General features: G+C 65.0%; 15 protein-coding genes. 13 read left to right on the top strand and 2 right to left on the bottom strand.

Annotated features, from left to right (window positions below; genetic code table 11):
- Positions 1-42: 42 nt before the first annotated feature.
- From DMX10_RS12615 to DMX10_RS12555, 13 genes are all read left to right on the top strand, one after another.
- Positions 43-7,425 (top strand): thrombospondin type 3 repeat-containing protein, encoded by a 7,383-nt coding sequence (locus tag DMX10_RS12615; RefSeq protein WP_111261380.1) that lies wholly within the window; start codon positions 43-45, stop codon positions 7,423-7,425.
- 24 nt (positions 7,426-7,449) lie between these two features.
- Complete coding sequence (locus tag DMX10_RS12610) at positions 7,450-13,956, top strand: hypothetical protein (RefSeq protein ID WP_111261379.1); 6,507 nt, start codon at positions 7,450-7,452, stop codon at positions 13,954-13,956.
- 14 nt (positions 13,957-13,970) lie between these two features.
- Complete coding sequence (locus tag DMX10_RS12605; RefSeq protein WP_111261378.1) at positions 13,971-14,738, top strand: hypothetical protein; 768 nt, start codon at positions 13,971-13,973, stop codon at positions 14,736-14,738.
- Between the two features lies 1 nt (position 14,739).
- Positions 14,740-15,141 carry a hypothetical protein gene (locus DMX10_RS12600; protein ID WP_111261377.1) on the top strand — a complete coding sequence of 134 codons (402 nt, stop codon included), beginning with the start codon at positions 14,740-14,742 and terminating at the stop codon, positions 15,139-15,141.
- A 241-nt stretch (positions 15,142-15,382) separates the two neighbouring features.
- On the top strand, positions 15,383-16,900 hold the full coding sequence (gspE, locus tag DMX10_RS12595; protein WP_111261376.1) for a type II secretion system ATPase GspE: 1,518 nt from the start codon (positions 15,383-15,385) through the stop codon (positions 16,898-16,900).
- Positions 16,901-18,115 (top strand): GspF family T2SS innner membrane protein variant XcpS, encoded by a 1,215-nt coding sequence (gene xcpS / locus DMX10_RS12590; protein WP_111261375.1) that lies wholly within the window; start codon positions 16,901-16,903, stop codon positions 18,113-18,115.
- Positions 18,116-18,119: 4 nt separating this feature from the next.
- Positions 18,120-18,551, top strand: coding sequence for a type II secretion system major pseudopilin GspG (gene gspG / locus DMX10_RS12585; protein ID WP_111261374.1), 432 nt, complete (start codon positions 18,120-18,122; stop codon positions 18,549-18,551).
- The gene (gene gspH, locus DMX10_RS12580; protein ID WP_111261373.1) at positions 18,548-19,114 is read left to right on the top strand and encodes a type II secretion system minor pseudopilin GspH; all 567 of its coding nucleotides are present in this window, start codon (positions 18,548-18,550) and stop codon (positions 19,112-19,114) included. The genes gspG and gspH overlap by 4 nt, the downstream gene beginning before the upstream one ends.
- A gap of 2 nt (positions 19,115-19,116) precedes the next feature.
- Positions 19,117-19,506, top strand: a complete 390-nt coding sequence (gene gspI, locus DMX10_RS12575) for a type II secretion system minor pseudopilin GspI (protein ID WP_158545599.1) — start codon at positions 19,117-19,119, stop codon at positions 19,504-19,506.
- Entirely contained in the window at positions 19,503-20,225 is a 723-nt protein-coding gene (gspJ, locus tag DMX10_RS12570) for a type II secretion system minor pseudopilin GspJ (protein WP_111261371.1), read from the top strand. The genes gspI and gspJ overlap by 4 nt, the downstream gene beginning before the upstream one ends.
- Positions 20,222-21,199, top strand: coding sequence for a type II secretion system minor pseudopilin GspK (gene gspK / locus DMX10_RS12565; RefSeq protein WP_111261370.1), 978 nt, complete (start codon positions 20,222-20,224; stop codon positions 21,197-21,199). Before gspJ ends, gspK begins: the two co-directional genes overlap by 4 nt.
- A gap of 2 nt (positions 21,200-21,201) precedes the next feature.
- The gene (gene gspL, locus DMX10_RS12560; protein WP_111261369.1) at positions 21,202-22,308 is read left to right on the top strand and encodes a type II secretion system protein GspL; all 1,107 of its coding nucleotides are present in this window, start codon (positions 21,202-21,204) and stop codon (positions 22,306-22,308) included.
- Complete coding sequence (locus DMX10_RS12555; RefSeq protein ID WP_111261368.1) at positions 22,305-22,838, top strand: type II secretion system protein M; 534 nt, start codon at positions 22,305-22,307, stop codon at positions 22,836-22,838. Before gspL ends, DMX10_RS12555 begins: the two co-directional genes overlap by 4 nt.
- A 339-nt stretch (positions 22,839-23,177) precedes the next feature.
- Here the strand turns inward: DMX10_RS12555 and DMX10_RS12545 are convergent, their stop codons facing one another.
- Together DMX10_RS12545 and DMX10_RS12540 are read right to left on the bottom strand one after the other, a co-directional pair.
- Complete coding sequence (locus DMX10_RS12545; RefSeq protein WP_111261367.1) at positions 23,178-23,933, bottom strand: SDR family NAD(P)-dependent oxidoreductase; 756 nt, start codon at positions 23,931-23,933, stop codon at positions 23,178-23,180.
- Between the two features lie 32 nt (positions 23,934-23,965).
- Positions 23,966-24,745, bottom strand: coding sequence for an SDR family NAD(P)-dependent oxidoreductase (locus DMX10_RS12540; protein WP_178082945.1), 780 nt, complete (start codon positions 24,743-24,745; stop codon positions 23,966-23,968).
- Positions 24,746-24,752 lie beyond the last annotated feature (7 nt).

Below are 24,752 nucleotides of genomic sequence, written 5' to 3'. Positions count from 1 at the left end.
GGCAAGCGGTGCCGGTTGCTGGCGGGGCTGGCATGGCTCCTTTTGACCAGTGGCGGCCTGGCGCAGGCGGCCGAGTCCTGTCGCGCCCTGTTCACCGGCGGCCTGCAGACCCATGGCGCCGGTGGCGTCGTCTTCCAGTGGGGCGGCACGCTGCAGAACAACCCCAGCCCACTGATCGATACCCCCCGCGTGCAGAACCCCTGGGGCGCGCCCAGCTGCGGCAGCCGCGACTGCCAGGCCAGCGGCATGGCGGCCGCCGACTTCGCCGGCCTGACACTGCCCGAGATCAAGGGCGAGCATGACCTGAGCCTGGGTTACCTGGGCGTGGGCGAGGCGGGTGGCGGCGATCTCAACCGCTACCGCACCATCAGCGTCGATGGCGGCGCGACCCTGTCCTTCAACGCCCGCCACCAGGCCTACTACATCCAGCGCCTGAGCATCGGCTATGGCGCCAAGGTCACCCTGGCACCCGGGCGCTACTGGATCGGCCAACTGGACATGGCCTCCAGCAGCCAGCTGCTCATCGCCGGCGGCAACGCACGGGTGATGGTCGGCTCGTCGCTGAACCTGCCCTACCAGGCCAGCCTCAACGGCGAAGGCAGCGCCGAAGCGTTGCAGCTCTTCGTGCGCGGCAACCTGAGCCTCGAGTCGTCCGCCACCGTCGGCGCCCTGGCCTATGTGGAAGGGGATTACCGCGGGGCCTTCGCCTCGCGCCTGCGTGGCGGCCTCAACGCCCGCAATGCCGTGGTGGACACCGCCGCGCGCATCGAAACGCGCATGGACGCCATCGCCACCCTGGGCTGGAACACCCAATGCAGCGAGCGCCGTGACCTGGATGGCGACGGCGTGCTCGACCTGTTCGACGCGGACACCGATGGCGACGGCCATGACGACGAGACCGAGCGCCTGGCGGGCAGCGACCCGCGCAACGCCCAGAGCGTGCCCCAGGTGGCGCCGCCCACTCCCCAGCCGAGCCAGTGCACCGCGGCCTTCGCCAAGGGCCTGCAGAGCCACACCGCCGGCGGCCGCATCAGCTTCGGCCTCAACGCCCAGTTGCGTGACGGCGTCTCCGCCTACCTGCCGGCCAGCCGGGTCGATAGCAGCTTCGCCTCCCTCAGCCGCAGTTGCGGCACCCAGGATTGCCAGCCCAGCTACACGCCTGCGCCCGTTCCGCAACTGCCGGCCTTCCTCAAGACCGGCTCCAGCTTCAGCCAGGACCTGGGCTACGGCGCCACGCAGGTGATGGACGGCAGCCGCACCGAGTGGCGCCGGCTGAATGTCGCCGGCATGGCCACCGCGCGTTTCACCAAGCCGGGCGCCTACCGCCTGCGGGAAGTGGAAGTGGGCTACCGCGGCACCCTGGAACTGTCCGCCGGCGACTACTGGATCGAGAAGCTGACACTGGCCAGCGAGGCGCGCATCGTTCCGCGTGGCGCCGGCACCGTGCGACTGCACGTGGCGCAGAACCTCGAGCTGCCCTGGCAGGCGCGCTTCAACGCCGAGGCTTCCGGCCAGGCCCGCGACCCCTCGCAGCTGCTGGTGCTGGCCGAGGGCAACGTGGTGCTGGGCTCCAACACCACGGTGTCCGGCTTCGTCTACGCCCGGGGCAACCTGACCCAGCAGTACGCGTCCCAGCTCACCGGCGGTGCCGTGGCAGCGAACCTGAGTCTGGAAACCCAGGCCCAGGCGCGCCAGGACCTGGCCGCGCTGGGCAAGCTGGACTTCGGCCTGCTGTGCGACCTGGACGGCGACGGCATCGGCGACAACCTCGACCCGGATCGCGACGGCGACGGCATCTCCAACGATTACGAGATCCAGCTCGGCTACAACCCGGACGACAAGAACAGCACGCCGCCGGACCTGGACAAGGACGGCATCCCGGACGCCCTGGACGATGACCGTGACGGCGACGGCGTGGCCAATGCCCAGGACGCCTTCCCGGACGATCCCAAGGAAAGCCGCGACCTGGACGGCGACGGCATCGGCGACAACGCCGACACCGACCGCGACGGCGACGGCGTTTCCAACGACATCGAGATCCAGCTGGGCTTCGACCCCAACGACAAGGCCAGCACGCCGCCGGACCTGGACAAGGACGGCATCCCCGATGCGCTCGATGACGACCGCGACGGTGATGGCGTGCCCAACGCCCAGGACGCCTTCCCGGACGATCCCAAGGAGAACCGTGACCTGGACGGCGACGGCATCGGCGACAACGCCGACACCGATCGCGACGGCGACGGCATCTCCAACGACTACGAGACCCAGCTGGGCTTCGACCCCAACGACAAGGCCAGCACCCCGCCGGACAGCGACCGCGACGGCATCCCCGACGCGCTGGACTACGACCGCGATGGCGACGGCGTGGAGAACGACAAGGACGCCTTCCCGGACGACCCCAGGGAAAGCCGCGACCTCGATGGCGACGGCATCGGCGACAACGCCGACCCGGATCGCGACGGCGACGGGATTTCCAACGACTACGAGACCCAGCTGGGCTTCGACCCCAACGATAAGGCCAGTACCCCGCCGGACCTGGACAGCGACGGCATCCCGGATGCGCTGGACGACGACCGTGACGGCGACGGCGTGGTCAATGCCCAGGACGCGTTCCCGGACGATCCCAAGGAAAGCCGTGACCTCGACGGTGACGGCATCGGCGACAACGCCGACCCGGACCGCGATGGCGATGGCATCTCCAACGACTACGAAATCCAGGTCGGCACCGACCCGGACGACAAGGCCAGCGTGCCGCCGGACCTGGACAAGGACGGCATTCCCGATGCACTGGATGATGATCGTGACGGCGATGGGGTGTTGAACCCCGACGACGCCTTCCCGGACGATCCGAAGGAAAGCCGCGACCTCGACGGCGACGGCATCGGCGACAACGCCGACACCGACCGCGACGGCGACGGCATCTCCAACGACTACGAAATCCAGGTCGGCACCGACCCGGACGACAAGGCCAGCACGCCGCCGGACCTGGACAAGGACGGCATTCCGGACGCGCTGGACGATGACCGCGACGGTGACGGCGTACCCAACGCCGACGACGCCTTCCCGGACGACCCCAAGGAAAGCCGCGACCTGGACGGCGACGGCATCGGCGACAACGCCGACACCGATCGTGATGGCGACGGCATCTCCAACGACTATGAAACCCAGGTCGGTACCGACCCGGACGACAAGGCCAGCACGCCGCCGGACCTGGACAAGGACGGCATTCCGGACTCGCTGGACGATGACCGCGATGGTGACGGCGTGGCCAATGCCCAGGACGCCTTCCCGGACGACCCCAAGGAGAGCCGCGATCTGGACGGCGACGGCATCGGCGACAACGCCGACACCGATCGCGACGGCGACGGGATTTCCAACGACTACGAAACCCAGGTCGGCACCGACCCGGACGACAAGGCCAGCGTACCGCCGGACCTGGACCGCGACGGCATTCCCGATGCACTGGATGATGATCGTGACGGCGATGGGGTGTTGAACCCTGACGACGCTTTCCCGGACGACCCCAAGGAGAGCCGCGATCTGGACGGCGACGGCATCGGCGACAACGCCGACACCGATCGCGACGGCGACGGCATCTCCAACGACTACGAGACCCAGCTGGGCTTCGACCCCAACGATAAGGCCAGCGTGCCGCCGGACCTGGACAAGGACGGCATCCCGGACGCCCTGGACGACGACCGTGACGGCGATGGCGTGCCCAACGCCGATGACGCGCTGCCCGATGATCCGACCGAGACCCGTGACATGGACGGCGACGGCATCGGCGACAACGCCGACCCGGACCGTGACGGCGACGGCATCGCCAACGACATCGAGATCCAGCTGGGCTTCGACCCCAACGACAAGAACAGCACGCCGCCGGACCTGGACAAGGACGGCATCCCCGATGCGCTGGACGACGACCGCGATGGCGATGGCGTGCCCAACGCCCAGGACGCGTTCCCGGACGACCCCAAGGAAAGCCGTGACCTCGACGGCGACGGCATCGGTGACAACGCCGACACCGACCGCGACGGCGACGGCATTTCCAACGACTACGAAACCCAGGTCGGCACCGACCCGGACGACAAGGCCAGCGTGCCGCCGGACCTGGACAAGGACGGCATCCCCGACGCGCTGGACGACGACCGTGACGGTGATGGCGTGCCCAATGCCCAGGACGCCTTCCCGGACGATCCCAAGGAAAGCCGTGACCTGGACGGCGACGGCATCGGTGACAACGCCGACCCGGACCGCGACGGCGACGGGATTTCCAACGACTACGAGACCCAGGTCGGCACCGACCCGGACGACAAGGCCAGCACCCCGTCGGACCTCGACAAGGACGGCATCCCGGATGCGCTGGATGATGACCGCGACGGCGATGGCGTGCCCAACGCCCAGGACGTGTTCCCGGACGACCCCACGGAAAGCAGCGACCTCGACGGCGACAAGATCGGCGACAACGCGGATACCGACCGCGACGGCGACGGCATTTCCAACGACTACGAAACCCAACTGGGCTTCGACCCGAACGACAAGAACAGCACGCCGCCGGACCTGGACAAGGACGGCATCCCCGATGCGCTCGATGACGACCGCGACGGCGACGGCGTACCCAACGCCCAGGACGCCTTCCCGGACGATCCCAAGGAGAGCCGTGACCTCGACGGCGACGGCATCGGCGACAACGCCGACCCGGACCGCGACGGCGACGGCGTCAGTAACGACGACGAAGTGGCGGCCGGCACCAACCCGAACGACCCCACCAGCTTCCCGGATCGCCAGCCGCCGGTCGTGGCCATCGAAGGGCCCGAGGTCATCAGCGTCAACGAGGACAGCGTCACCCTGCGCGGCAGCGCCAGTGACAGCGCCTCGGGCATGGCGCGCCTGGAGTTCGCCTCCGACCGCTTCCCCGGCACCCGCTTCGCCGTCACCCTGCAAGGCAGCCAGTGGACCGCCAGCGTACCGGTGCTCGAAGGCACCAACCGGCTGACCCTGACCGCCTTCGACAAGGCCGGCAACCAGGCGAGCCTGGTACGGACGGTCGAACGCCAGCCGCTGGCCAGCGATATCGCCCTGACGGTGGATTACCCGCTGCCGGGCGCCACGGTGAAGGACGCCAGCCTGGTGGTGCGCGGCCAACTGCGCAGCGACAAGGCCGCCCAGCGCATGGAAGTCCTGGTCAATGGCCAGCCCGCCAGCCTGTCGGCCACCGGCCAGGTGACCCTGTTCGCCTTCCAGTCGGCCCCCATCACCCTGCAGGCGGGCCCCAATACCCTGACGCTCCAGGCGTGGGTGGACCAGCGCAGCATCCAGCGCAGCATCGTGGTGACCTACCAGCCGCCCCAGGCCAGCTTCAAGCCGCCGCGCTTCGACAACCTGTCGCCCGCCAACGGCAGCCTGCTGCCGGGCAATGGCTTCATGCTCGGCGGCCAGGTGTTCGCCGAGGCGGGCCTGGAACGCATCAGCGTCGCCGGGCGCAACCTGGTCCTGCGCGAGCCGGGCGCCCAGCTGTACGACCTGCGCGAGGCGCTGAACGTACCGGTGGGGCAGAACAGCTACTCCGTCGAGCTGCTGGCCCGCGATCGCAGCGGCCAGGAAACCCGCCAGACCCTCAGCTGGACGCTAGACCAGGAGCCGCCGCAGATCACCCTCGACCAGGCCCTGGTGGAGCTGCCGGCGAAGAACCGCGTCAGCGAGCAGCCCTATCCGCTCAAGGGCACCCTGCGCGAGGCCAACCTGTCGAGCTTCCAGATCAACGGCACCGACGTGACCCTGGAGCCTGGTGGCCAGGCGGGTGAGTTCCGCTTCGCCAGCCGTATCGCACTGCCCATCGGCCAGCCCGTGAGCGTGACCCTGGACGCCCGCGACCAGGCCGGCAACCAGCTGCGCCGCGAGTACAGCCTGGAGCTCTCGGCCCAGGCGGCGATCAGCTGGGTCATCCCCACCGAAGGCACCGAACTGCTCAACCTGGGCGAGCCGGTGTCCCTGCAGGTGGCTGCGCGCATCGAGGACCTCAGTGGCCTGCTGGCGCCTCGGGCCATGCTGCTGGCGGCCAATGGCGATGTGATCGCCGATGCCCCGCTGACCGGCGACACCACGCTCAAGAGCGCCACCCTGCAGATTCCGCCGCAGAGCGGCCAATACCAGTTGCTGGCGGTGCTCCAGGGCGGCAATGGCCAGGTGGTCGCGCAGAGCGCGCGGTCCATCTCCCTGGTCACCCCGCAGCAGGTGCCGGTGGCCCTGGAGCGTGTCGAGCCGGCGAACAACGCGCGCTTCGTCGAGCCCAACGGCTTCATCAGCCTCTACTTCAACCAGGCCATCGACCTGGCCAAGCTGGAGATCAAGGTCCACGAGACCGCCCACGGCATGTCCTACGTCGACCTCGACGGGCTGGGCACCAATGCGCTCAAGGCCCAGGGCTACCAGCTGGTGCGGGTCGACCGCGACCACCAGGCCGTGGTCGGCGCGCTCTCCGAGCTGCCGGGCAGCCAGGTGATCGCCTTCTATCCGGAGAAGGACCTGGCCTATGACGCCGAGGTGTCGGTTGAAGTGCGCTACGACGGCCAGGAGCTGGAGCGCCTGCGCTACCGCACCCGGCCGCTGCCGACCTTCATCTCCGGCGTGGTGCTGGACCAGCTGCAGGAGCCGGTGGCGAACATCGAAGTGCGCCTGGAAGAGCTGAACCGCAGCGTGCGCACCAACCGTGACGGCGCCTTCAACTTCGGCTTTGGCGACACTGCCGAGCAGACCATCCCCGGTGGCCAGTACCGGCTGCTGCTCAACCCGGGCTCGGGCAACCGTGGCTACGGCGCCGACAGCCGCAGCGTCACGGTCCAGGGTGGCCAGCGCAACGACTTCGGCCAGATGCAGCTGGCGCAGCTCAACACCACGCTGCCCTACGTGCCGGTGAAGGGCGGCAGCCAGCTGAGCCTGCTGGAGGGCGAGTTCAAGCTCGACCTCGGCGGCGCACGCCTGCTGTTCCCCGATGGCCGCCAGGAAGGCGACCTGCATGCGCAGATGCTGCAGTTCAGCGAGCTGCCGTACCCGGTCGAGCCGCTGGCCATGCCCTACTGGATGTACGCGCTGCAGCCCGCCGGGGTGAGCGTGCAAGGCACGCTCAGCGTCGACCTCGCTGCCCTGCGCCTGGGCAACACCCTCGACTACCTGCCGCCGGACGGCTCCTACGTGGTGATGGTGGGGCTGGACCGTGAGGCCGCGCGCATCGTCCCGGTGGGCGTCGGCGTGATCGGCAACGGCCGCATCCGCAGCCAGGGCGTGCTGGCCCAGGACAACCTCGATCTCTTCGGCTTCGCCCTGGCCGGCCTCGAAGCGCAACCCGCGCTCAAGGCATACGCCAACGGCGAGCTCAACCTGCGCCAGCTGCAGGCCGAACTCTATCGCTTGAACAAGGGCCGCTGAGGCGGCCAAGGGAATCTCTGACAGATGGATATGTTGGTCATGCCTTCCGAATCGAAACGCCGCAGCCGCGCATGGCTGGGCCTGGCGCTGGGTGCACTGCTGGCCGGCTGGACGGCCACGGCCCAGGCGTTCTTCGGCTTCGGGCTGATCCCCGGTATCTACATCCCCCAGACCTACTACAAGTTCGGGGCCGTCTACACCCGCGCCATCGTGCTCAGCCCCAACGGCAAGCCCATCTGGGTGGAATACGGCAGCGATGGCAAGGAAGCCCGCGAGATCGGCGAAGCCACCGGGCCGCTGGAGCAGGCCCAGGTGATGTCCGGCGATATCTATCGCGCCTACCTGCAGCGCCTCAAGGACGCCCGCGAACGTTATCCACAGAGCGAAGTGATGACCGCCGCCACCTATCGGGGCACGTCCTTCAAGACGGTGGATGGCAAGGCCATCGACAAGCCCAGCCTGAGCCCGAGCAGCCTGACCGTGCTGGTGCGGGGCGAGAAGGAACGCTTCAGCACCAAGGGCGATGAACTGCTGCTGTTGCAGATGCCCATCGACAGCAACGTCACGCCGTCTTCCAGCAGCAAGGCGCTGCTGCTGTCCAAGGAAGGGCAGATCCTCCACCAGGGCAGCAACAGCATCGGCTTTCGCGCGGGCTTCTTCGGCAAGGACGGCAAGGTCGACGACAAGAACACCCGCGACCGCGACGCCAAGATCTACGGCCCGCTACCGGGCGTGGGCGTCACCCTGGGCAGCCACGTCACCGGCGGCTATGCCCTGACGGACGACGACGGCAAGTACAGGATGAACTACTTCCTGCCGCCTTGCCCCGGGTTCTTCTTCGAGTACACCACCCCGGCCTACCTGGAGCTCTACTACAAGCGCTTCAACCCCCGGGGCAGCTCCAACATGCCCTACTACCTGACCCGGCCGGACTACGACACCTGCAACGGCATGGGCCTGTGGAGCCTGGACGCCGCGATGGTCGTCCTCACCGCCGCGACACCCATGAAGCAGGCGATGGACTTCCCCATCGACCTGATGGTGCTGGACGGTTCGGCGCAGTTCGGTGGCGGTGTGAAGCTTGGCGACAAGACCGCCTACAGCGACAAGACCGGCAAGCGTGACAACTATCTCCAGGAGAAGTACGACTTCGATGGCGATGGCAAACCAGACTGGGTGGTGCCCGGCAAGAAGGTGACCAAGGAGGTCGAGGGCAAGCAGAAGGAGGTCTTCGTCAAGACCTCTCTGAAAGAAGCCGAGCTACAGGGGATCTATATCTCCAGCCGCTTCGATGCGGTCCCGGAGAATACCGAGAAGACGGGCCCCGACTTCACTCGTTTGATCGACGTCGCCCCCGACATGGAGAACCGTGGCCTGCTGGAAAGCATCAGCAAGGACGACCTGAAGGACACGGACATCTACGTGTTCCGCGAATCCAACGGCCAGCTCGTGGCCGAGCGGCGCGGGCTGCACGAGGACGAGCTGTACAAGAACTACTCCGGCGTCGACGAGAAGTCCGGCAGCTTCCGCTACACCATCCAGCTGCGTGGCTCGAAGGAGAACAATTACGCGATCGTCGGCCGCACCGGCGAGGCGGCCTTCAGCAAGTGGCAGAGCGCCGGCGGCTTCAAGGAGGAATTCCAGAAGCGCGCGGCCAACCACCTCAAGGCTGGCGAGACGGTGCGCATCATCGCCATCAACCGGCCGACCGGATACATGGGCAGCACCAAGGTTCAGCTGCAGTCGGCTATAGCCAGTGGCAACCTGCTGAATTTCGCTAGTCAGCGCATCGAACTCTCTCCGCCAAACCTGAAGGTCTGGGCCGAGCGCAAGACCAAGATCGAAAAGGGCATTACCAAAGGGAAGGAACAGAAGAACCTGATCGGCAACGAGGGAGCGGGTCTGGGCAGCGACATCAGCATTGCCATTTATACCGATTGGCGAGATATCGATGGGGGTGCCCTGCCGGAAGAGTTGGCCGATTACGGTTTTACCGGGCGGATGGCCAAGATAGTCGCGGCGAACCAATTGGCGCCGGTTGGAGCCAACAACCTGTCCCAATTCAAGATCAAGCCTGGGCAACAGGTTCAAATCATCCAGCTACCGGAAAAGGTTCTGGCAAAACAACATCTCTATCTTCAGGTAACCGGGCAGCCGGAGAACCGTAATCCCGATTTCTCATCCAAGGGGCAAGCGAGCGGAATTCTCAAATACCGACCGACTCACTACGTACCGGTCCGTGTGCCGTTGCACGATGAGGAAGGCAGCGAGTTGTCTCGCCAAGCGTGGCGCAAGGCGAAGAAAGAACAGCCAGAAGCCGATCTGAAACAGCCGGAGCCCATTTACAACTGGAGCTACAGGCCGGAACTCCAGTTCAGCCTCTACGACCTCAACGTCGAATCGATCCGACGCCAGACCTACCAGAATGTCGAGGTAGATGTTCTGTCCAAGGAAAACCCCGTTATCACGAGCAGTGATAACTACGTGAAGATTCTGTATGACCTGCTGCAGTCCAATCTTGAGCAGTTGGGCACTTGGGAAACGGAGCGTGGCAGGGAGTTGGTACTCGCCTTCGGCGAACAAGAGATCAAAGCGAAGATTGGTGAGGATAAAACCATCACCTTCGACAACATCGCCCACTTGGGAAAACTTGATCCTGATGACTTCCTGAATTTGCGTCTTTTCGCGAACCACGACTCAGGGAACGTGTTGTGGAAATGGGCATTCGAGTATTTCAAGATCGATACCCAGATGGCAGATATCGATGCATCGGCAGCCGAGAAGATATTTGTCAGTGCGGATGACCCGCAAATCGATCTACAGGCGATTCTCGTGGGGTACGCGAATCGTGAGGAAGAAAAGAAAACACCATTGACCGCCAATTGGTCGGTTGAAGGAGATGGTTTCCTTTCTACCTATCGGGAAGGCGGAAACCTTACCGGCACCTTCTTCAACACACTGCGCATGTCCCCCGGAGCAGGAGCCAAGGCCGTGGTGAAAGCCCGCCTTGGTGATGATGAGGAAACGACTGCCCGACTCACGACCGTTGAGGTTGTGCCGGGAGCGCCCAAGACCGTATTCGTTGACCTGGAAGGAACGGTTTCGCAGCTGGGGATTGGCGCTCTGAACGTCAAGGTCACGGCTTATGACAAGAACTTCAACCGCGTGGGAGATGAGACGGGGGTCGACTTCTCGGTCGATGGTGACTCGACACTCACATCCAACAGCTCCTACACCCTGGGTGGGTCGGCGACAACTCAGATCAAGGGTGGCATAGAGCCTGGCACCTACAACCTGAAGGTAAGGGTCGGTGCGATAACGGTCGAAAAGACGTTCGAGGTTCATCCGCTGAAGCTCGAATTCGCCAATGTGCCTCCCAAGGCAACGTTGAACTCGACGGTCAATTTCTCGATCAAGGCCACTGATATCCAGAACGTACCCGCCACGGGTGTGGCGATCAGTGTTTTCACCAACGCGGGTTTTTTCAACAAGGCGAGCCTGATCACTGGAGGAGATGGTATCGCGCAGGCCCAGTTCTTTACCGGCTTTGATGCGACTACGGCGGAAATCTACGCCCGTACCGGTTTTACGCCTTCGCAGAAACAGATGATCGTGATCGCGCCACCGCCTCCCCAGCCGGGGGTAGGTGGCGGTGTCAATGTGAAGCGCAACCTGATCCTCGGGGAGGCAGTCGCTACCGATAAGGTGGAGATCGATCGGGGGGACGGCGTCGTACTGCGCATGCCTTATCGCAAGAGTGGGCAGATCGATTTGACCGGGACGAAAAACGAAACAGTCAGCGTGGAACTGGGCTCCATCACTGACCCGAACCGTCAGCCGCTCATTGCGCTCATGATGTTGGACATCGATACGGAGGCTGTCACGCAGCCGGATGGCGACATCATCTTCAAGCAATATGCCATCGATTCTCTGGGGCTTCGTCGTCCCGATGCAGAGAATATCGAGCTGAGTAGCGACGGCCCCTACGCCGGTGAAGGGGGCAGTTACTCCTTCAAAGAAGACAGCGTCATCAGGGCCCCTGGTGATCCGAAGCTGAACCCAGGGGCTATCGGTGTTCGGTTTGACGTTCGTCTGGAAAAACATGGCGTTCTGTTGCGGCACGGCCCGCTCGAGATCAGTTCTTCCAGTTCCGGGCTGCAGGCCCAGCTGACGATAGACGGACGAACCGAGGTAGTGACCGGCCCGGCGCTGGAGATCGGTGCGTGGAGCTCGGTCGGGGTGCAGTTCAAGGATGGGCAGCTCTCCCTGGCAGTCAACAATCAGTTGGCGGGCACTCGATTGATCAGTGGTGCTCCGGTCTATGGCATGAGCCGCCTGACCATCGGCGGCTTTGTGGGCCTGATGCGAGCTTTCAAGTGGTATGACAGTTCAAGCCGACCACTCCTGACGTTCGAGGACGGGCAGACGAAAGCGGATGTGCGAATGCCCGAGCAGGGTTCGTCGGTTCTGACCTATGTAAGTACCGACGAATTCAACAAGGCACAGTCTGGTTCGAATCAATCTATAAACCGGGTAGTCGTGCAGTTTGGGGCGCAGCTGCAGTACGTGAACGTCATGGGTGTGGAGGCCTATAAAGAGCTTTCACTCAACTACCTGAATACAGCCTATCAAGGTAGTGAGGTTCCGCCCATCGACTACGACGCGATGGCGATGAACCTCAATGGAACCTCTTCCGGGAATTTCTTCATCCCGGCGGCGTATGCATTCAGTCTGACGGATGTAGTGGACTCTGCTGTAGATGGGCTGATCTTCTTGGGCAATATGGCGTTTCCATTTGAGGATATAAAAATCGTCTATGACCAGATCAATTATTACATCGCCAAGGATTGGGCGAACTTCAGTGTCGAGACGCTTGCGTTTGCCAGCCTGAACGTCATTACGGGGCTTCCAATCGGCCCAACGAGACTGCTGAAACCTGTCGTCAAAGTGCTGCAGCTGTTCTACAAGTACTTGGGTAAGCGCCCCAAGGCGATCAAAGCAATGATCAGTGTCATGGAGGACCTCATTATCAAGGCCAAATCAGGAAAGTTTGATAGGGTCACCGCACTGGTGCCCTATTTCCTGACCGTGGCCGAGCTGATGAGGATGGATACGGATTCCATCACCTACATGGTCAATAGCATTGACGGCCTCGATGACATTCTTGCGTGGGTGGACTATCTCAGTTTGCCTGCAGAAGGTTGGGAGGGTACGGGTGCGCCTCCAGAAGTGGAACTATTTGGGTGGATGCCTCTGCCAGACAGCACCCAGCCTTATGCGCAGCTGATGCCTTATGAGCAGGTATCTCCTGTCAACATAAGTTTCTTCCAGATGGCTTACGCCGCGGCGCCAAAGATCAAGCCGAAGCGCTTGCCCGGCGAGGCGTTGTCACCCGTCATGAAGCAGATCAAGGAGGCGCTTGGCGACGATCCGAAGCCCTTGGTCGAAATGATGAAGACTGTCAGCAAGGTCATGCGTGAAGGCGGCGCTCCCGCATTGCGTAAATTTGTCTTCGACAAGCAATTCTTCATGGGGGCTCTGACTTTAGGGCAGCGTGGTAGTCAGAATGCCCTGCGCAATATTGTGAGGGGGTTCAAGGGCATGCGTGTGCACCCCATGTTGCTATTGGCATCCATCGCCTATATCGAGGAAGAGGCTGCCAAGGGGAAACTGGTCGGCAAGAAGGCGCTGGTGGAGAAGATTCGGGGCAAATACGTAATGAGCTTGGCCAGTTTGTCGGGTTATGAGTCTCTGATGGAGGAAAATCCTGCACTGGACGTAATGACGCCTATCGGCATGCATAACGGTGCTCAGGGCGCAACGTTCCAGATTCTGGTGACAGCCTACTATTTGGCAACGGATCAGCTAGTGGATATAGAAGTTCCGAGGATCGTCAGGCTGTTCACCAACAAGAAAAACCAGGATGCAAACAAGGAAGTATTCCGAGCGTTACGCTACGTTGACATCATGACCAAGGATGAGGGTTGGGTGGAGCTGAAGTCATTAAGGCGCTCTTACAAGGATCCGCGCGATCTGCTGTATACGAAAGCGTTGGATCTATGGAATATAACCAGCGATAAGTCCTATTCAGGAAATGGTGAGCTGACAGATCAAGAACTGAAGCCAACAACCAAGTACCATAAGCAGTTCAGTCTTGACCGTATTGCAAAGAACATTGGGGCCATCACCACCAAGGGCGACGGAGGGAAACGTGTCGATATTGGCTCGGTGAAGTGGTGGTTCCATGAGTTTGATGTTCCTACTCGTAAGTCGACCAGTGGTAGCCGGGAGCAGAGCCCTGAAATAGATAACGGGGCTGGTGGGATTCCTGACCGTTTGATGACCTACCCCATGCCAGGTGGCAATAAGGCCCTGAAGTATAGCTATGGCAAAAAATGGCAGCCGAGTACAAGCGGTGGTGTTGTAGCGTCTTTCGATGCCAAGAACCTTGTTTTTGATGCGCTCAAGCGTGCAGCTGCCTTACCCAAAGGCGTAAAAGATGCCGCAGAGTTCGATATAAAAGATGATTGAGAGTAGGACCACGTATGAACCGTGAAGAGCTTTGGGCCCGACTTGAACGTGCCGATTATTTTGATTGGTGCAGCGCAGGTGAAGTTGAGCGGCTGCGGGCGCTCTATTTCGACGGCGTTGTAGAGGAAGACGCGCCCGATTTTCTAAAAGTCAGAGAGCTTTTTTGGCATCCGGAGCAGAGTCAGGCTCGGTGGTTTTCGATCTTGGAGCAGCGCAAGCGGTTTCGAGATGATGATGGCAACGAGCATGTATCCGAATCGCTGGGCAAGGAGTACACGCAGGCGTGCCTCGATACCCTTTTGCTGACTGATTTCCTGTATGTGGGGTTGGCCATCGAGCAGCAGCTCGAGTTGCTTGAATTCTTGGAATTTGAAAAAAATTGCAGTCTTCGTGGTGCTTATTTCGAAGCATGGATTAGCGGCGTACTGGCGTGGTTGAAATCTCAAAACCGGGAAGCTTGGGATGCTGCCTGTTTTGATGAGAGTAAATTCGCCTCGTCTTGGGGCTTCTTCTATAGATTTATTGGAAAGTCTCCTTTGGTGCTGCAAGGCAAGCGAATAGGCTTTGCTGAGCAAGTGGGCGTGTGGAGCGGCTCTTTTTCGCAGCATTTTTTAAGCTCTATGAAAGAGCTGATGCTTATGGCTGACAAGGGGAAGTTCCCTCGCCGACCTGATATCAATATTGAAACCCGTGCCCGTTTCCTGAGTGACTTCAAGAACGATCTAGAAACAGGCAGCGCTCCTAAGTTGCTGCTCGACATCTGGGCCTTGGTCAAGAACTGAAATGGCTACTCCTTACTTCATAAGCATCAGTGGCAACGCAACGTCGGACCGTTATCCGATCATTCTTGCGCTACTGGAACAGGCGGCTGCAGGGATGGAGCTCCAGCAGCTGGAAAGTGCTTTCGCCGGGCTGGATGAATACGCCTTGGAATGCTTCCAGCCCCTTGCCAAGTACGCTCTCTTCTTCAGCTCCTTCAGGAGAGCTGCGGTTGCGGATGGACGTTTCACCTGGGCCTGGGAGATGGAGGCGCATGGCGACACCTTCCTGGAAGACATGCTCCAGTTGCTCGATGTGGTAGGGCTTGAGGATCTCGAGGGAGAATCACAGGGGGATGAAGAGGTCTATCGTTGCAATGTCACAGACGAGGCCATCGAGTGTGAGTATCACGAGCTGATCGAATAGGCTCCGCACACCCAGTCTTACAGTTGGCTTGTAGCCTGTGCAGGCGCGCCATTCGTCGCGCCATCTCCCGGCATCGGAACCACCCCACATTCCTCGCTTTCCCGCCCATTCCCGGGCACTTCATCTGTGATTTAATTGCACCGTGCCATCGCTCCCCGCCCGGGGGGCGGTGGCTCTCTAGGCTTTGGCAGGCCGGGACTCCGCCTGCTGTCCGTCGGCCTCCAACGCAATGGATTCTGCGATGCCCAGCGCCAGCCCTCTCGATCCCGTCGACTCCCCTGCCGAGGCCGTCAGCCTGCGTCGGTTGCCGTTCGCCTATGCCAAGCGCCACGGCGTGCTGGTCCAGGTCGGGGTGGATGGGGCGCGGCTGGTGTACCGACCGGGCACGGCCTTGGCGGCGGTGGGGGAGGCGTTGCGTTTCGTCGGGCGGCCCCTGGCGTTCCAGGAGCTGGACGCGGCGACATTCGATGCCGCGCTGAGCCTGGCCTACCAGCATGATTCCTCGGCCGCCATGCAGATGGTGGAGGGCCTGGGCGATGAGCTCGACCTCGCCAGCCTGGCCGAACGGGTGCCGGAAACCGAAGACCTGATGGAGCAGGAGGACGATGCGCCGATCATCCGCCTGATCAACGCCATCCTCGGCGAGGCCATCAAGGAGAACGCTTCCGACATCCATGTCGAGACCTTCGAGAAGCGCCTCGTGGTGCGCTTCCGCATCGACGGCATCCTCCGCGAGATGGTGCAGCCCCGGCGTGAGCTGGCGGCGCTGCTGGTGTCGCGGATCAAGGTCATGGCCAAGCTGGATATCGCCGAGAAGCGTGTGCCCCAGGACGGCCGAATCTCCCTGCGCGTGGCCGGGCGTGAAGTGGACATCCGCGTCTCCACGCTGCCGTCGGCCAACGGCGAGCGCGTGGTATTGCGCCTGCTGGACAAGCAGGCCGGGCGCCTGACCCTGCAGCATCTGGGCATGAGTGCGCGCGACCGCTCGCAGATGGAGGAGACCGTGCGCAAGCCCCACGGCATCCTGCTGGTCACCGGCCCCACCGGCTCGGGCAAGACCACCACCCTCTACGCCAGCCTGGTGACGCTGAACAACGGCACCCGCAACATCCTCACGGTGGAAGACCCCATCGAATACAACCTCGAAGGCATCGGCCAGACCCAGGTCAACGCCAAGGTCGACATGACCTTCGCCCGGGGCTTGCGCGCCATCCTGCGCCAGGACCCGGACGTGGTGATGGTCGGTGAGATCCGCGACCGCGAGACCGCCGAGATCGCCGTGCAGGCCTCCCTCACCGGTCACCTGGTGCTGTCCACCCTGCACACCAACAGTGCCATCGGCGCCATCACCCGCCTGGTGGACATGGGCGTCGAGCCCTTCCTGCTGTCGTCCTCCCTGCTCGGCGTGCTCGCCCAGCGCCTGGTGCGCGTGCTCTGTTCCCACTGCAAGGAGCCCTACCAGGCGGACGCCGCCGAGTGCGGCGTGCTGGGGCTCGACCCGGCGCAGCCGCCGACGCTCCACCGCGCGCGGGGCTGCGCCGAATGCAACCAGTCCGGCTACCGCAGCCGCACCGGCATCTACGAACTGGTGGTCTTCGACGACCACATGCGCACCCTGGTCCACAACGGCGCCTCCGAACAGGAGATGACCCGCCACGCCCGCACCAGCGGCCCCAGCATCCGCGATGACGGCCGGCGCAAGATCCTCGAAGGCGTGACCACGGTGGAAGAAGTGCTGCGCGTGACCCGGGAAGAATAAATGGCTGCCTTCGAATACATCGCCCTGGACAGCCGGGGCCAGCAGAAGAAGGGCGTGATGGAGGGCGACAGCGCCCGCCAGGTGCGCCAGCTGCTGCGCGACCGCCAGCTCGCCCCGCTGGATGTGAAACCCACCCGCACCCGCCAGGAATCGGTGGGCAGCCGTTGGAGTTTCCAGCGCGGGCTCTCGGCCATGGAACTGGCCCTGCTCACCCGGCAGATGGCCACCCTGGTGCAGGCCGCCATGCCCATCGAGGAGGCGCTCGGTGCCGTCGCCGCGCAGAGCGAGAGCGGCCGGGTCAAGGCCATGATGCTGGCGGTGCGTTCCAAGGTGCTCGAAGGCCACAGCCTGGCCGGTGCCCTCAAGGAATTCCCCAGTGCCTTCCCCGACCTGTACCGCGCCACGGTCGCGGCGGGGGAGCACGCCGGCCACCTCGGCCCGGTGCTGGAGCAGTTGGCCGACTACACCGAGCAACGCCAGCAATCGCGGCAGAAGGTCCAGCTCGCGCTGCTCTACCCGGTGATCCTGATGTGCGCTTCCCTCGGCATCGTCGGCTTCCTGCTGGGCTACGTGGTGCCCGACGTGGTCAAGGTCTTCGTCAACACCGGGCAGGAGCTGCCGGCCCTGACCCGTGGCCTGATCGCCGCCAGCGAGGTGGTCAAGCACTGGGGCTGGCTGATCCTGCTGCTGGCGGTGGCCGGCATCAGCGCGCTCAAGGCGTCGCTGCGCAGGGACGCTGCGCGCCTGCGCTTCCACGTCATCCTGCTGCGCATCCCGCTGGTGGGGCGCCTGGTGCGCGCCACCGACACCGCGCGCTTCGCCTCCACCCTGGCCATCCTCACCAAGAGCGGCGTGCCGCTGGTGGAGGCGCTGAGCATCGCCGCCCAGGTGGTGGCCAACCGCGCCATCCGCGCCAAGGTGGAAGTGGCGGCGCAGAAGGTGCGCGAAGGCAGCAGCCTGACCCGCGCCCTGGAGCAGACCGGCGAGTTCCCCGCGATGATGCTGCACATGATCGCCAGCGGCGAGAAGTCCGGCGAGCTGGACCAGATGATGGCCCGCACCGCGCGCAACCAGGAGAACGACCTGGCCGCCCGCATCGCCATGCTGGTGGGGCTGTTCGAGCCCTTCATGCTGGTGTTCATGGGCGCGGTGGTGCTGGTCATCGTCCTCGCCATCCTCCTGCCCATCCTTTCCCTCAACCAGCTCGTGGGGTAACCGCGTGAAAACAGGCCGTACGCAAGCAGGCTTCACCCTCATCGAAATCATGGTGGTGGTGGTCATCCTCGGCATCCTCGCCGCCCTGGTGGTGCCCCAGGTGATGAACCGCCCGGACCAGGCCAAGGTCACCGTCGCCAAAGGCGACATCAAGGCCATCGGTGCCTCGCTGGACATGTACAAGCTCGACAACTTCGCCTACCCCAGCACCCAGCAGGGCCTGGAGGCATTGGTGAAGAAGCCCAGCGGTAACCCGCAGCCGAAGAACTGGAACAAGGACGGCTACCTCAAGCGCCTGCCGGTGGATGCCTGGGGCAACCCGTACCAGTACCTGTCCCCGGGCACCAAGGGCGCCTACGACCTGTACTCCTTCGGCGCCGACGGCAAGGAAGGCGGCACCGACGCCGATGCCGACATCGGTAACTGGGACAACTGATGGAGCGCGAGCGCGGCTTCACCCTGATCGAGCTGCTGGTGGTCCTGGTGATCATCGGCTGCCTGGTCAGCGTGGCCGTGCTCGCCAACGGCAATGCCAGCAGCGGCCGCGAGCTGCGTGACGAAGCCGAGCGCCTGGCGGCGACGATCGCCATCCTCGCCGACGAAGCGGTGCTGGACGGCCGCGAGTACGGCTTGCTGGTGACGGCCGAAAGCTACCGCGTGCTGGCCTACGACAACGCCTCCGGCACCTGGGCCGACGACGCCACCCGCCCGGAGCGACGCCCCGCCGCCTGGATGCGCCTGAGCCTGGAGCTGGAAGGGGAGGCCCTCAAGCTGCCGGAGCCCAAGGCCAGGGAAGAGAGCCGCCCCGGCCTGGCCAAGGACGTGCCCGAGCAGGATACGCGCAAGGAAAAGCCCGTGCCCCAGGTGCTGATCCTCTCCAGCGGCGAGCTCACGCCCTTCAGCCTGCGCCTGGAAGAGCGCCGCGCCGACGGCAACGCCTATGCCCTGGCCAGCGACGGCTACCAGCTGCCCAGCGCCGAGCAGGCCAAGGAGCGATGAGCATGCGCCGCGCCCGTGGCTTCACCCTGCTGGAAGTGCTGATCGCCCTGGCCATCTTCGCCACGGTCGCCGCCTCGGTGCTGACCGCCGCCAGCCGCAGCCTGATCGTCGCCGGGCAGCTGGAAGACAAGACCCTGGCCGGCTGGATCGCCGACAACCGCATCACCGAATTGCAGATCAAGCTGCCCACCCCGGGCGAGGGGCGCGAGGACAAGGTGCTGGAATATGGCGGCCGCCAGTGGGAGACCCACAGCGAGATCGAGGCCACCAGCGACAAGGGTCTGCGCCGCGTCACCGTCTGGGTGGCACCCAAGCCCGAGCGCGGCGGCGGTGCGCCGGTCAAGGAACGCTCCGTGTTCAGCCTCACCGGCTTCCTGGCGGTGCGTGGATGAGCCGGCAACGCGGTTTCACTCTGCTGGAAGTGATGATCGCCATCGCCATCTTCGCCCTGCTCGGCCTCGGCACCTACCGCATGCTGGCGACGGTGATGAAGGCCGACGAGGTGACCCGCGAGCACGAGAAATCCCTACGCGAACTGGGCCGTGCCTTCGCCTCCATCGACCGTGACCTGGGCCAGGCGCTGCCCCGTGTGGTGCGCGACGCCTATGGCGACGAGCGCGGCGCCCTGGTCGGCGAGCTGGGCGCCACCGACGGCACCGCCGCCCTGGAATTCAGCCGTGCCGGCTGGCGCAACCCCCTGGGCAGCAGCCGCTCGCAGTTGCAGCGGGTGCGCTGGCGCCTGGCCGGCTCGACCCTGGAGCGCGTCTACTGGTCCGTGCTCGACCAGGCCGTGGACAGCCCGCCGAGGGTGCAGAAGGTGCTCGAAGGCGTCAGCTCCGTGGAGCTGCGCTACCTCGACGACAAGGGCCAGTGGCAGGAACAGTGGCCGCCGAGCCTGGGCGATTCCGACCCGGCCAAGGCACGCGGGCGCCTGCCCGTGGCGGTCGAACTCAAGCTGGAGCACCGCCACTACGGCGGGCTGACCCGGCTCTACCGGTTGCCGGAAATGGGCGTCGAAGAGCAGCCCAGCGACGGCGGTACCCCCCCCGACGACGACAGGAAACCGACCCCCGAACCCAAGCCGGACGCCGGCAAGGAGAAGGGCGCATGACCCGCCAGCGGGGCGTCGCCCTGGTCACCGTGCTGCTGGTGGTCTCCATCGTCACCGTCATCTGCGCGGGGCTCATCCTCCGTCAGCAGCTGTCGATCCGTGGCGCCGCCAACCGCATCGCCATCCAGCAGGCCTGGCACTACGCCCTGGGCGGCGAGGCCCTGGGCCAGTCGGTGCTGCTGCGTGACCTGAAGAAGCCGGGCAGCGACCCGCGCGCACCCATCGACCACCCCCTGGAGGACTGGGCCCGGCCGCTGCCGGTATTCCCCATCGACCAGGGCGAGATCGGCGTGCACATCGAAGACCTGGCCGGGCGCTTCAACCTCAACAGCCTGGTGCAGGGCGACAAGGTGGACAAGCTCTCCGTCGAGCGCTTCAACCGCCTGCTGCTGCGCCTGAAGATCGAAAAGCCCTACGCCGACCGCCTGGTGGACTGGCTGGACAAGGACCAGGAGCCCAGCGGCGAATACGGCGCCGAGGACAACCAGTACCTGCTCGCCCAACCCCCCTATCGCACCGCCGGCCGCGAGCTGCAGGACGTCTCCGAACTGCGCCTGCTGCTGGACATGAGCGAGGAGGATTACCGCCTGCTCGCCCCCTGGGTCTCCACGCTGCCGGCCAAGGTGCCGCTCAACGTCAACACCGCCAGCCCCCTGGTGCTCTCCTGCCTCGCCGACAACCTCGACCCGGCCGCCGCCCAGTCGCTGCTCAGCGGGCGTGGGCGTGAAGGCTACCCGGACATCCGCGCCTTCCTCGACCAGCCGGCCATGGCCGGCACCGGCGTGCGCGCGGCGGGCCTGGGGGTGGGCAGCGCCTATTTCCAGGTGCGCAGCGAAGTGCGCCTGGGCGAGCGCAAGGTGGTGTTGCTCAGCACCCTGCAGCGCGACCCGAAGGGCGTGGTCCGCGTGCTCAAGCGTGATCTCGGGCAGCCGGGCTACCTGGCCCAGGCGCCCCTCGAACCACAGGAAGAATGATCATGGATTGCCTGTTCATCCCGCCCTCCGGCGGGGCGGTCCTCGGCCCCGCGTGTCAGGTGCACTGGCAGGAGGCGACCGGAGAAGGCCACAGCCTGCCGCTGGCCGAATGCGCCGCGCTGCTGCAGGGGCGGCCGGTGGCGCTGGTGCTGCCCATGGAGGCGGCCAGTGCCTTCGTGGTGGGCCTGCCGACGCAGAAGGCGCGGCTGATGCACCAGGCGCTGCCCTATGCGGTGGAGGAAATGCTCGCCGAGGATGTCGAGCTGTTCCACCTGGCCCTGGGTGCCCAGTTGGCCGATGGCCGCTACCCGGTGCTGGTGCTGCGCCGTGCCCAGTTGGCCGCCTGGCTGGAGGAGCTGGAAGACTTCGGCGTGAAGGTCGCCGCCATCCATATGGACGCGGACCTGCTGCCCCGCGACGGCGAACAGCTGCTGGTGATCGGCGAGCGCGCCTTGCTGGGCGGCGCCTGCGAGACGCGCCTGGCCTTCCCCTTCGCGCACTGGCCGGCCCTCGGCGCCCTGTGCGCGGCGGATACCCAGCCACGTGAAGAGGCCGAGCCCTACCGCCTGCTGGCGGCCGGTCGCGCCGGCGCCATCGATCTCGCCCAGGGCGAGTTCGCGCCGCGCAGCGAGAACCGCGCCTGGACGGTGTGGCGCCCGTTCGCGGCCCTGGCCGGTGTCGCCGTGGTGCTGTTGCTCGCCTTCAACCTGTTGCAGGCCTGGTTGCTGGAGCGCAGTGGCGATGCCTATTTGGAATCCAGCCACGCGCTCTATCGCCAGCTGTTCCCCGAGGACAAGCGCATCGTCAACCTCAAGGCCCAGTTCGCCGAACACCTGAGCCAGGGCACCCGCGCGCAGGGCGGCTTCATCAGCCTGCTGGACCAGGCTTCCAGCGCCATCGCCGAGGCCCGGTCGGCGCTGACGGTGACCAACGTCGACTACAGCCAGACCCGGGGCGACCTGGCGCTGCAGGTCCGCGCCAAGGATTTCGCCGACCTGGAGAAGCTGCGCAAGCGCCTGGTCAAGGCTGGCCTCAGCGTGCAGCTGGGTTCGGCCAGCCGTGAGGAAGGGGGCGTGACCGCCCGCGTGGTACTGGGAGGTGGCGCATGAACGCCCTGACGGACATCCGCACGCGCCTGCGCGAAGGGCTGGAGCAATCCCCCCTGTGGCAGCGCTGGCAGCACCTGCCGCCGCGTGATCGCCTGGCCCTGCAACTGCTGGGTGGTTTCCTCGCCCTGGCGCTGTTCTACCTGGCGGTCTGGTCGCCGGTGGCCGCCCGGGTCGAGCGCGCCCGTACTTACCAGCAACAGCAGCAGGCGCTGTTCACCTACATCCAGGCCAACGCCGGGCAGGCCCGCCGCCAGGCCGCCAGCGCCCAGGTGGAGCTCGCCCCCGACCAGCTGCAGGGCCTGGTCACCAGCACCGCGCAGAAGCAGGGGCTGACCCTGGAACGCTTCGACAACGAAGGCAACGGCGGCCTGCTGGTCACCCTGACCCAGGCCTCGTTCGAATCGATGCTGAAGTGGCTGGCCGAGCTGGGCAAGCGCGGCGTCATCCTCACCGAGGCCAGCCTCGACAAGGTGGCCATCGGCAAGGTGGATGCGCGGCTCACGCTGATGGTGGCGGGGCAGGGTGGTTGAGGGTGGTGGCCGGGCGGAGCGTTCAGCGACGCGGCTCCCACCGGGTAGGGAGCGGAACATCGGCAAGCATGCCCAAACCATCCTTGCTGATGGAGAGCTGGCTGAAGAGGCAGTTGCAAACCAGACGCTTACAACGGCCTTCGATGGCAAGGGCTACCTTCGAGAGGGCGTTGTGGGTTGTCGGGTCGTCGTACTGCCATTGCCGCGTAGCTGAGCATTCATAGCCGCTGACGGTCTTCCTGCCACCCCACTCGGTGTTGCGCACACAACTGCGGTGATGAGGTTGCAAGTGCGTCCCGAGCGCTGTGTTGTCGTGGCTATGCTCGTGGCGCCCACCAGTCAGTTCCCCGCCGACACCCCACGGTCGATCGCCATATCGGCCCCGGTGATCGAGGCGGCGGCCGGCTGGCAGAGGAAGTAGGCCAGCTCGGCCACTTCGGCCGGTTGTATGAAGCGCGCGTCGGCGCCTTGCGGGTACTTGGCCAGCAGTTCGCGGTAGTAGCCCTGTGGATCGCCGTTGCCGTAGCGCTGCGCCTGGAACTTCAGCATCGGCGTCTCGATGTCGCCCGGGGAGACCGCATTGCAGCGCACGCCATCGGGCGCGAGGTCCAGCGCCAGGGTCTTGGTCAGCAGCGTGACGCCGCCCTTGCTCGCGCAGTAGGCGGCGGCGTTGCGGTTGCCCTGGCGCCCGGCGTCGCTGGAGATGTTGACGATGCTGCCCCGGCTCTGGCGCAGCGCCGGGATGGCCGCTGCGCACATGAAGAAGGTGCCTTTCAGGTTGACGTCCAGGACCAGGTCGAAATCCTCTTCCGAGCAGGTTTCGACCGGCCCTTCGCGCCACACGCCTGCTGCATTTATCAGTCCGTCCAGCTGGCCGGTCGCCGCGATGACGGCCTCGACGACCTCGCGGCAGGCGCTGGGTTGGCGGATGTCCACGGCCAGGTGGCCGGCCAGGGGCTGCTCGCTGGCCAGGGCCTGGAGTGAGGGAGCGTTCTGGTCAGTGGCGAACACACGCCAGCCGCCCTGGATGAATCGTTCCACCAACGCGCGGCCGACGCCGCCGGCGGCACCGGTGATCAGGACTACAGGATTCATGGGCTGTTCTCTCGCATGGCTAAGGGCTGCGCTCAGGGCGCCTTGTTTTCCACGAGGCAGTTGCCGCCGTCGACCACCAGCACTTCGCCGGTGATGTAGCTGGCCTCGGGCGAGGCGAGAAAGGCCACGGCTGCGGCGATTTCCTCGGGGCGGCCGGCCCGGCCGATGGGGACGAACTGCGCCGCATGCTGCTCTTCGGGCGTGCTCGAGGCGGTGGCGATCCACCCCGGGGCCACCGAGTTGACGGTGATGCCCTCCCGCGCGACTTCCAGCGCCAGCCCCATGTTCATCCCCAGCATCCCGGCCTTGGCCGCGCTGTAGGCGGCCTCGCCCGGGTTGCTGCCGCGGGTCCCGGTGGTGGAGCTGATGTTGACGATGCGGCCGTAGCGACGGGCGCGCATGCCCGGCAGCACGCCCCGGGTCAGCAGGAAGGCGGTGGTGAGGTTGCGCGCGAGCGACAGGTTCCACATCTCCAGGCTCATGCCCGCCACCTCGGCGAAGGGTTCCGGGCTGCCCTGCATCGCCATGCCGGCGTTGTTCACCAGGATGTCGATGCGTCCCCATTGCGCCTGCGCCCAGGCGAGAAGTTCGTGCACGGCGGCTTCGTCGGTGAGGTCCGCTGCCTGCCCCTGCGCGTCGAACCCTTCCGCGCGCAACTCGGTCACCCGCTCGGCGATGCGCGCGCTGCTGGCGGTGACGATCAGCTTCGCGCCGGCACGCCCCAGGCGCCGCGCGATGGCCATGCCGATCCCCGATTCGCTGCCGGCCCCGCTGACCAGGGCTACCTGGCCCATCAATACTGGTTCGGACATGGTTTTT

Origin of the sequence: Pseudomonas sp. 57B-090624 (assembly GCF_003234055.1) — a bacterium.
GTDB lineage: Bacteria > Pseudomonadota > Gammaproteobacteria > Pseudomonadales > Pseudomonadaceae > Metapseudomonas > Metapseudomonas tohonis.
The sequence above is the reverse complement of the archived record's forward strand: the minus strand, read 5'-3'. Positions and strand labels throughout refer to the sequence as shown.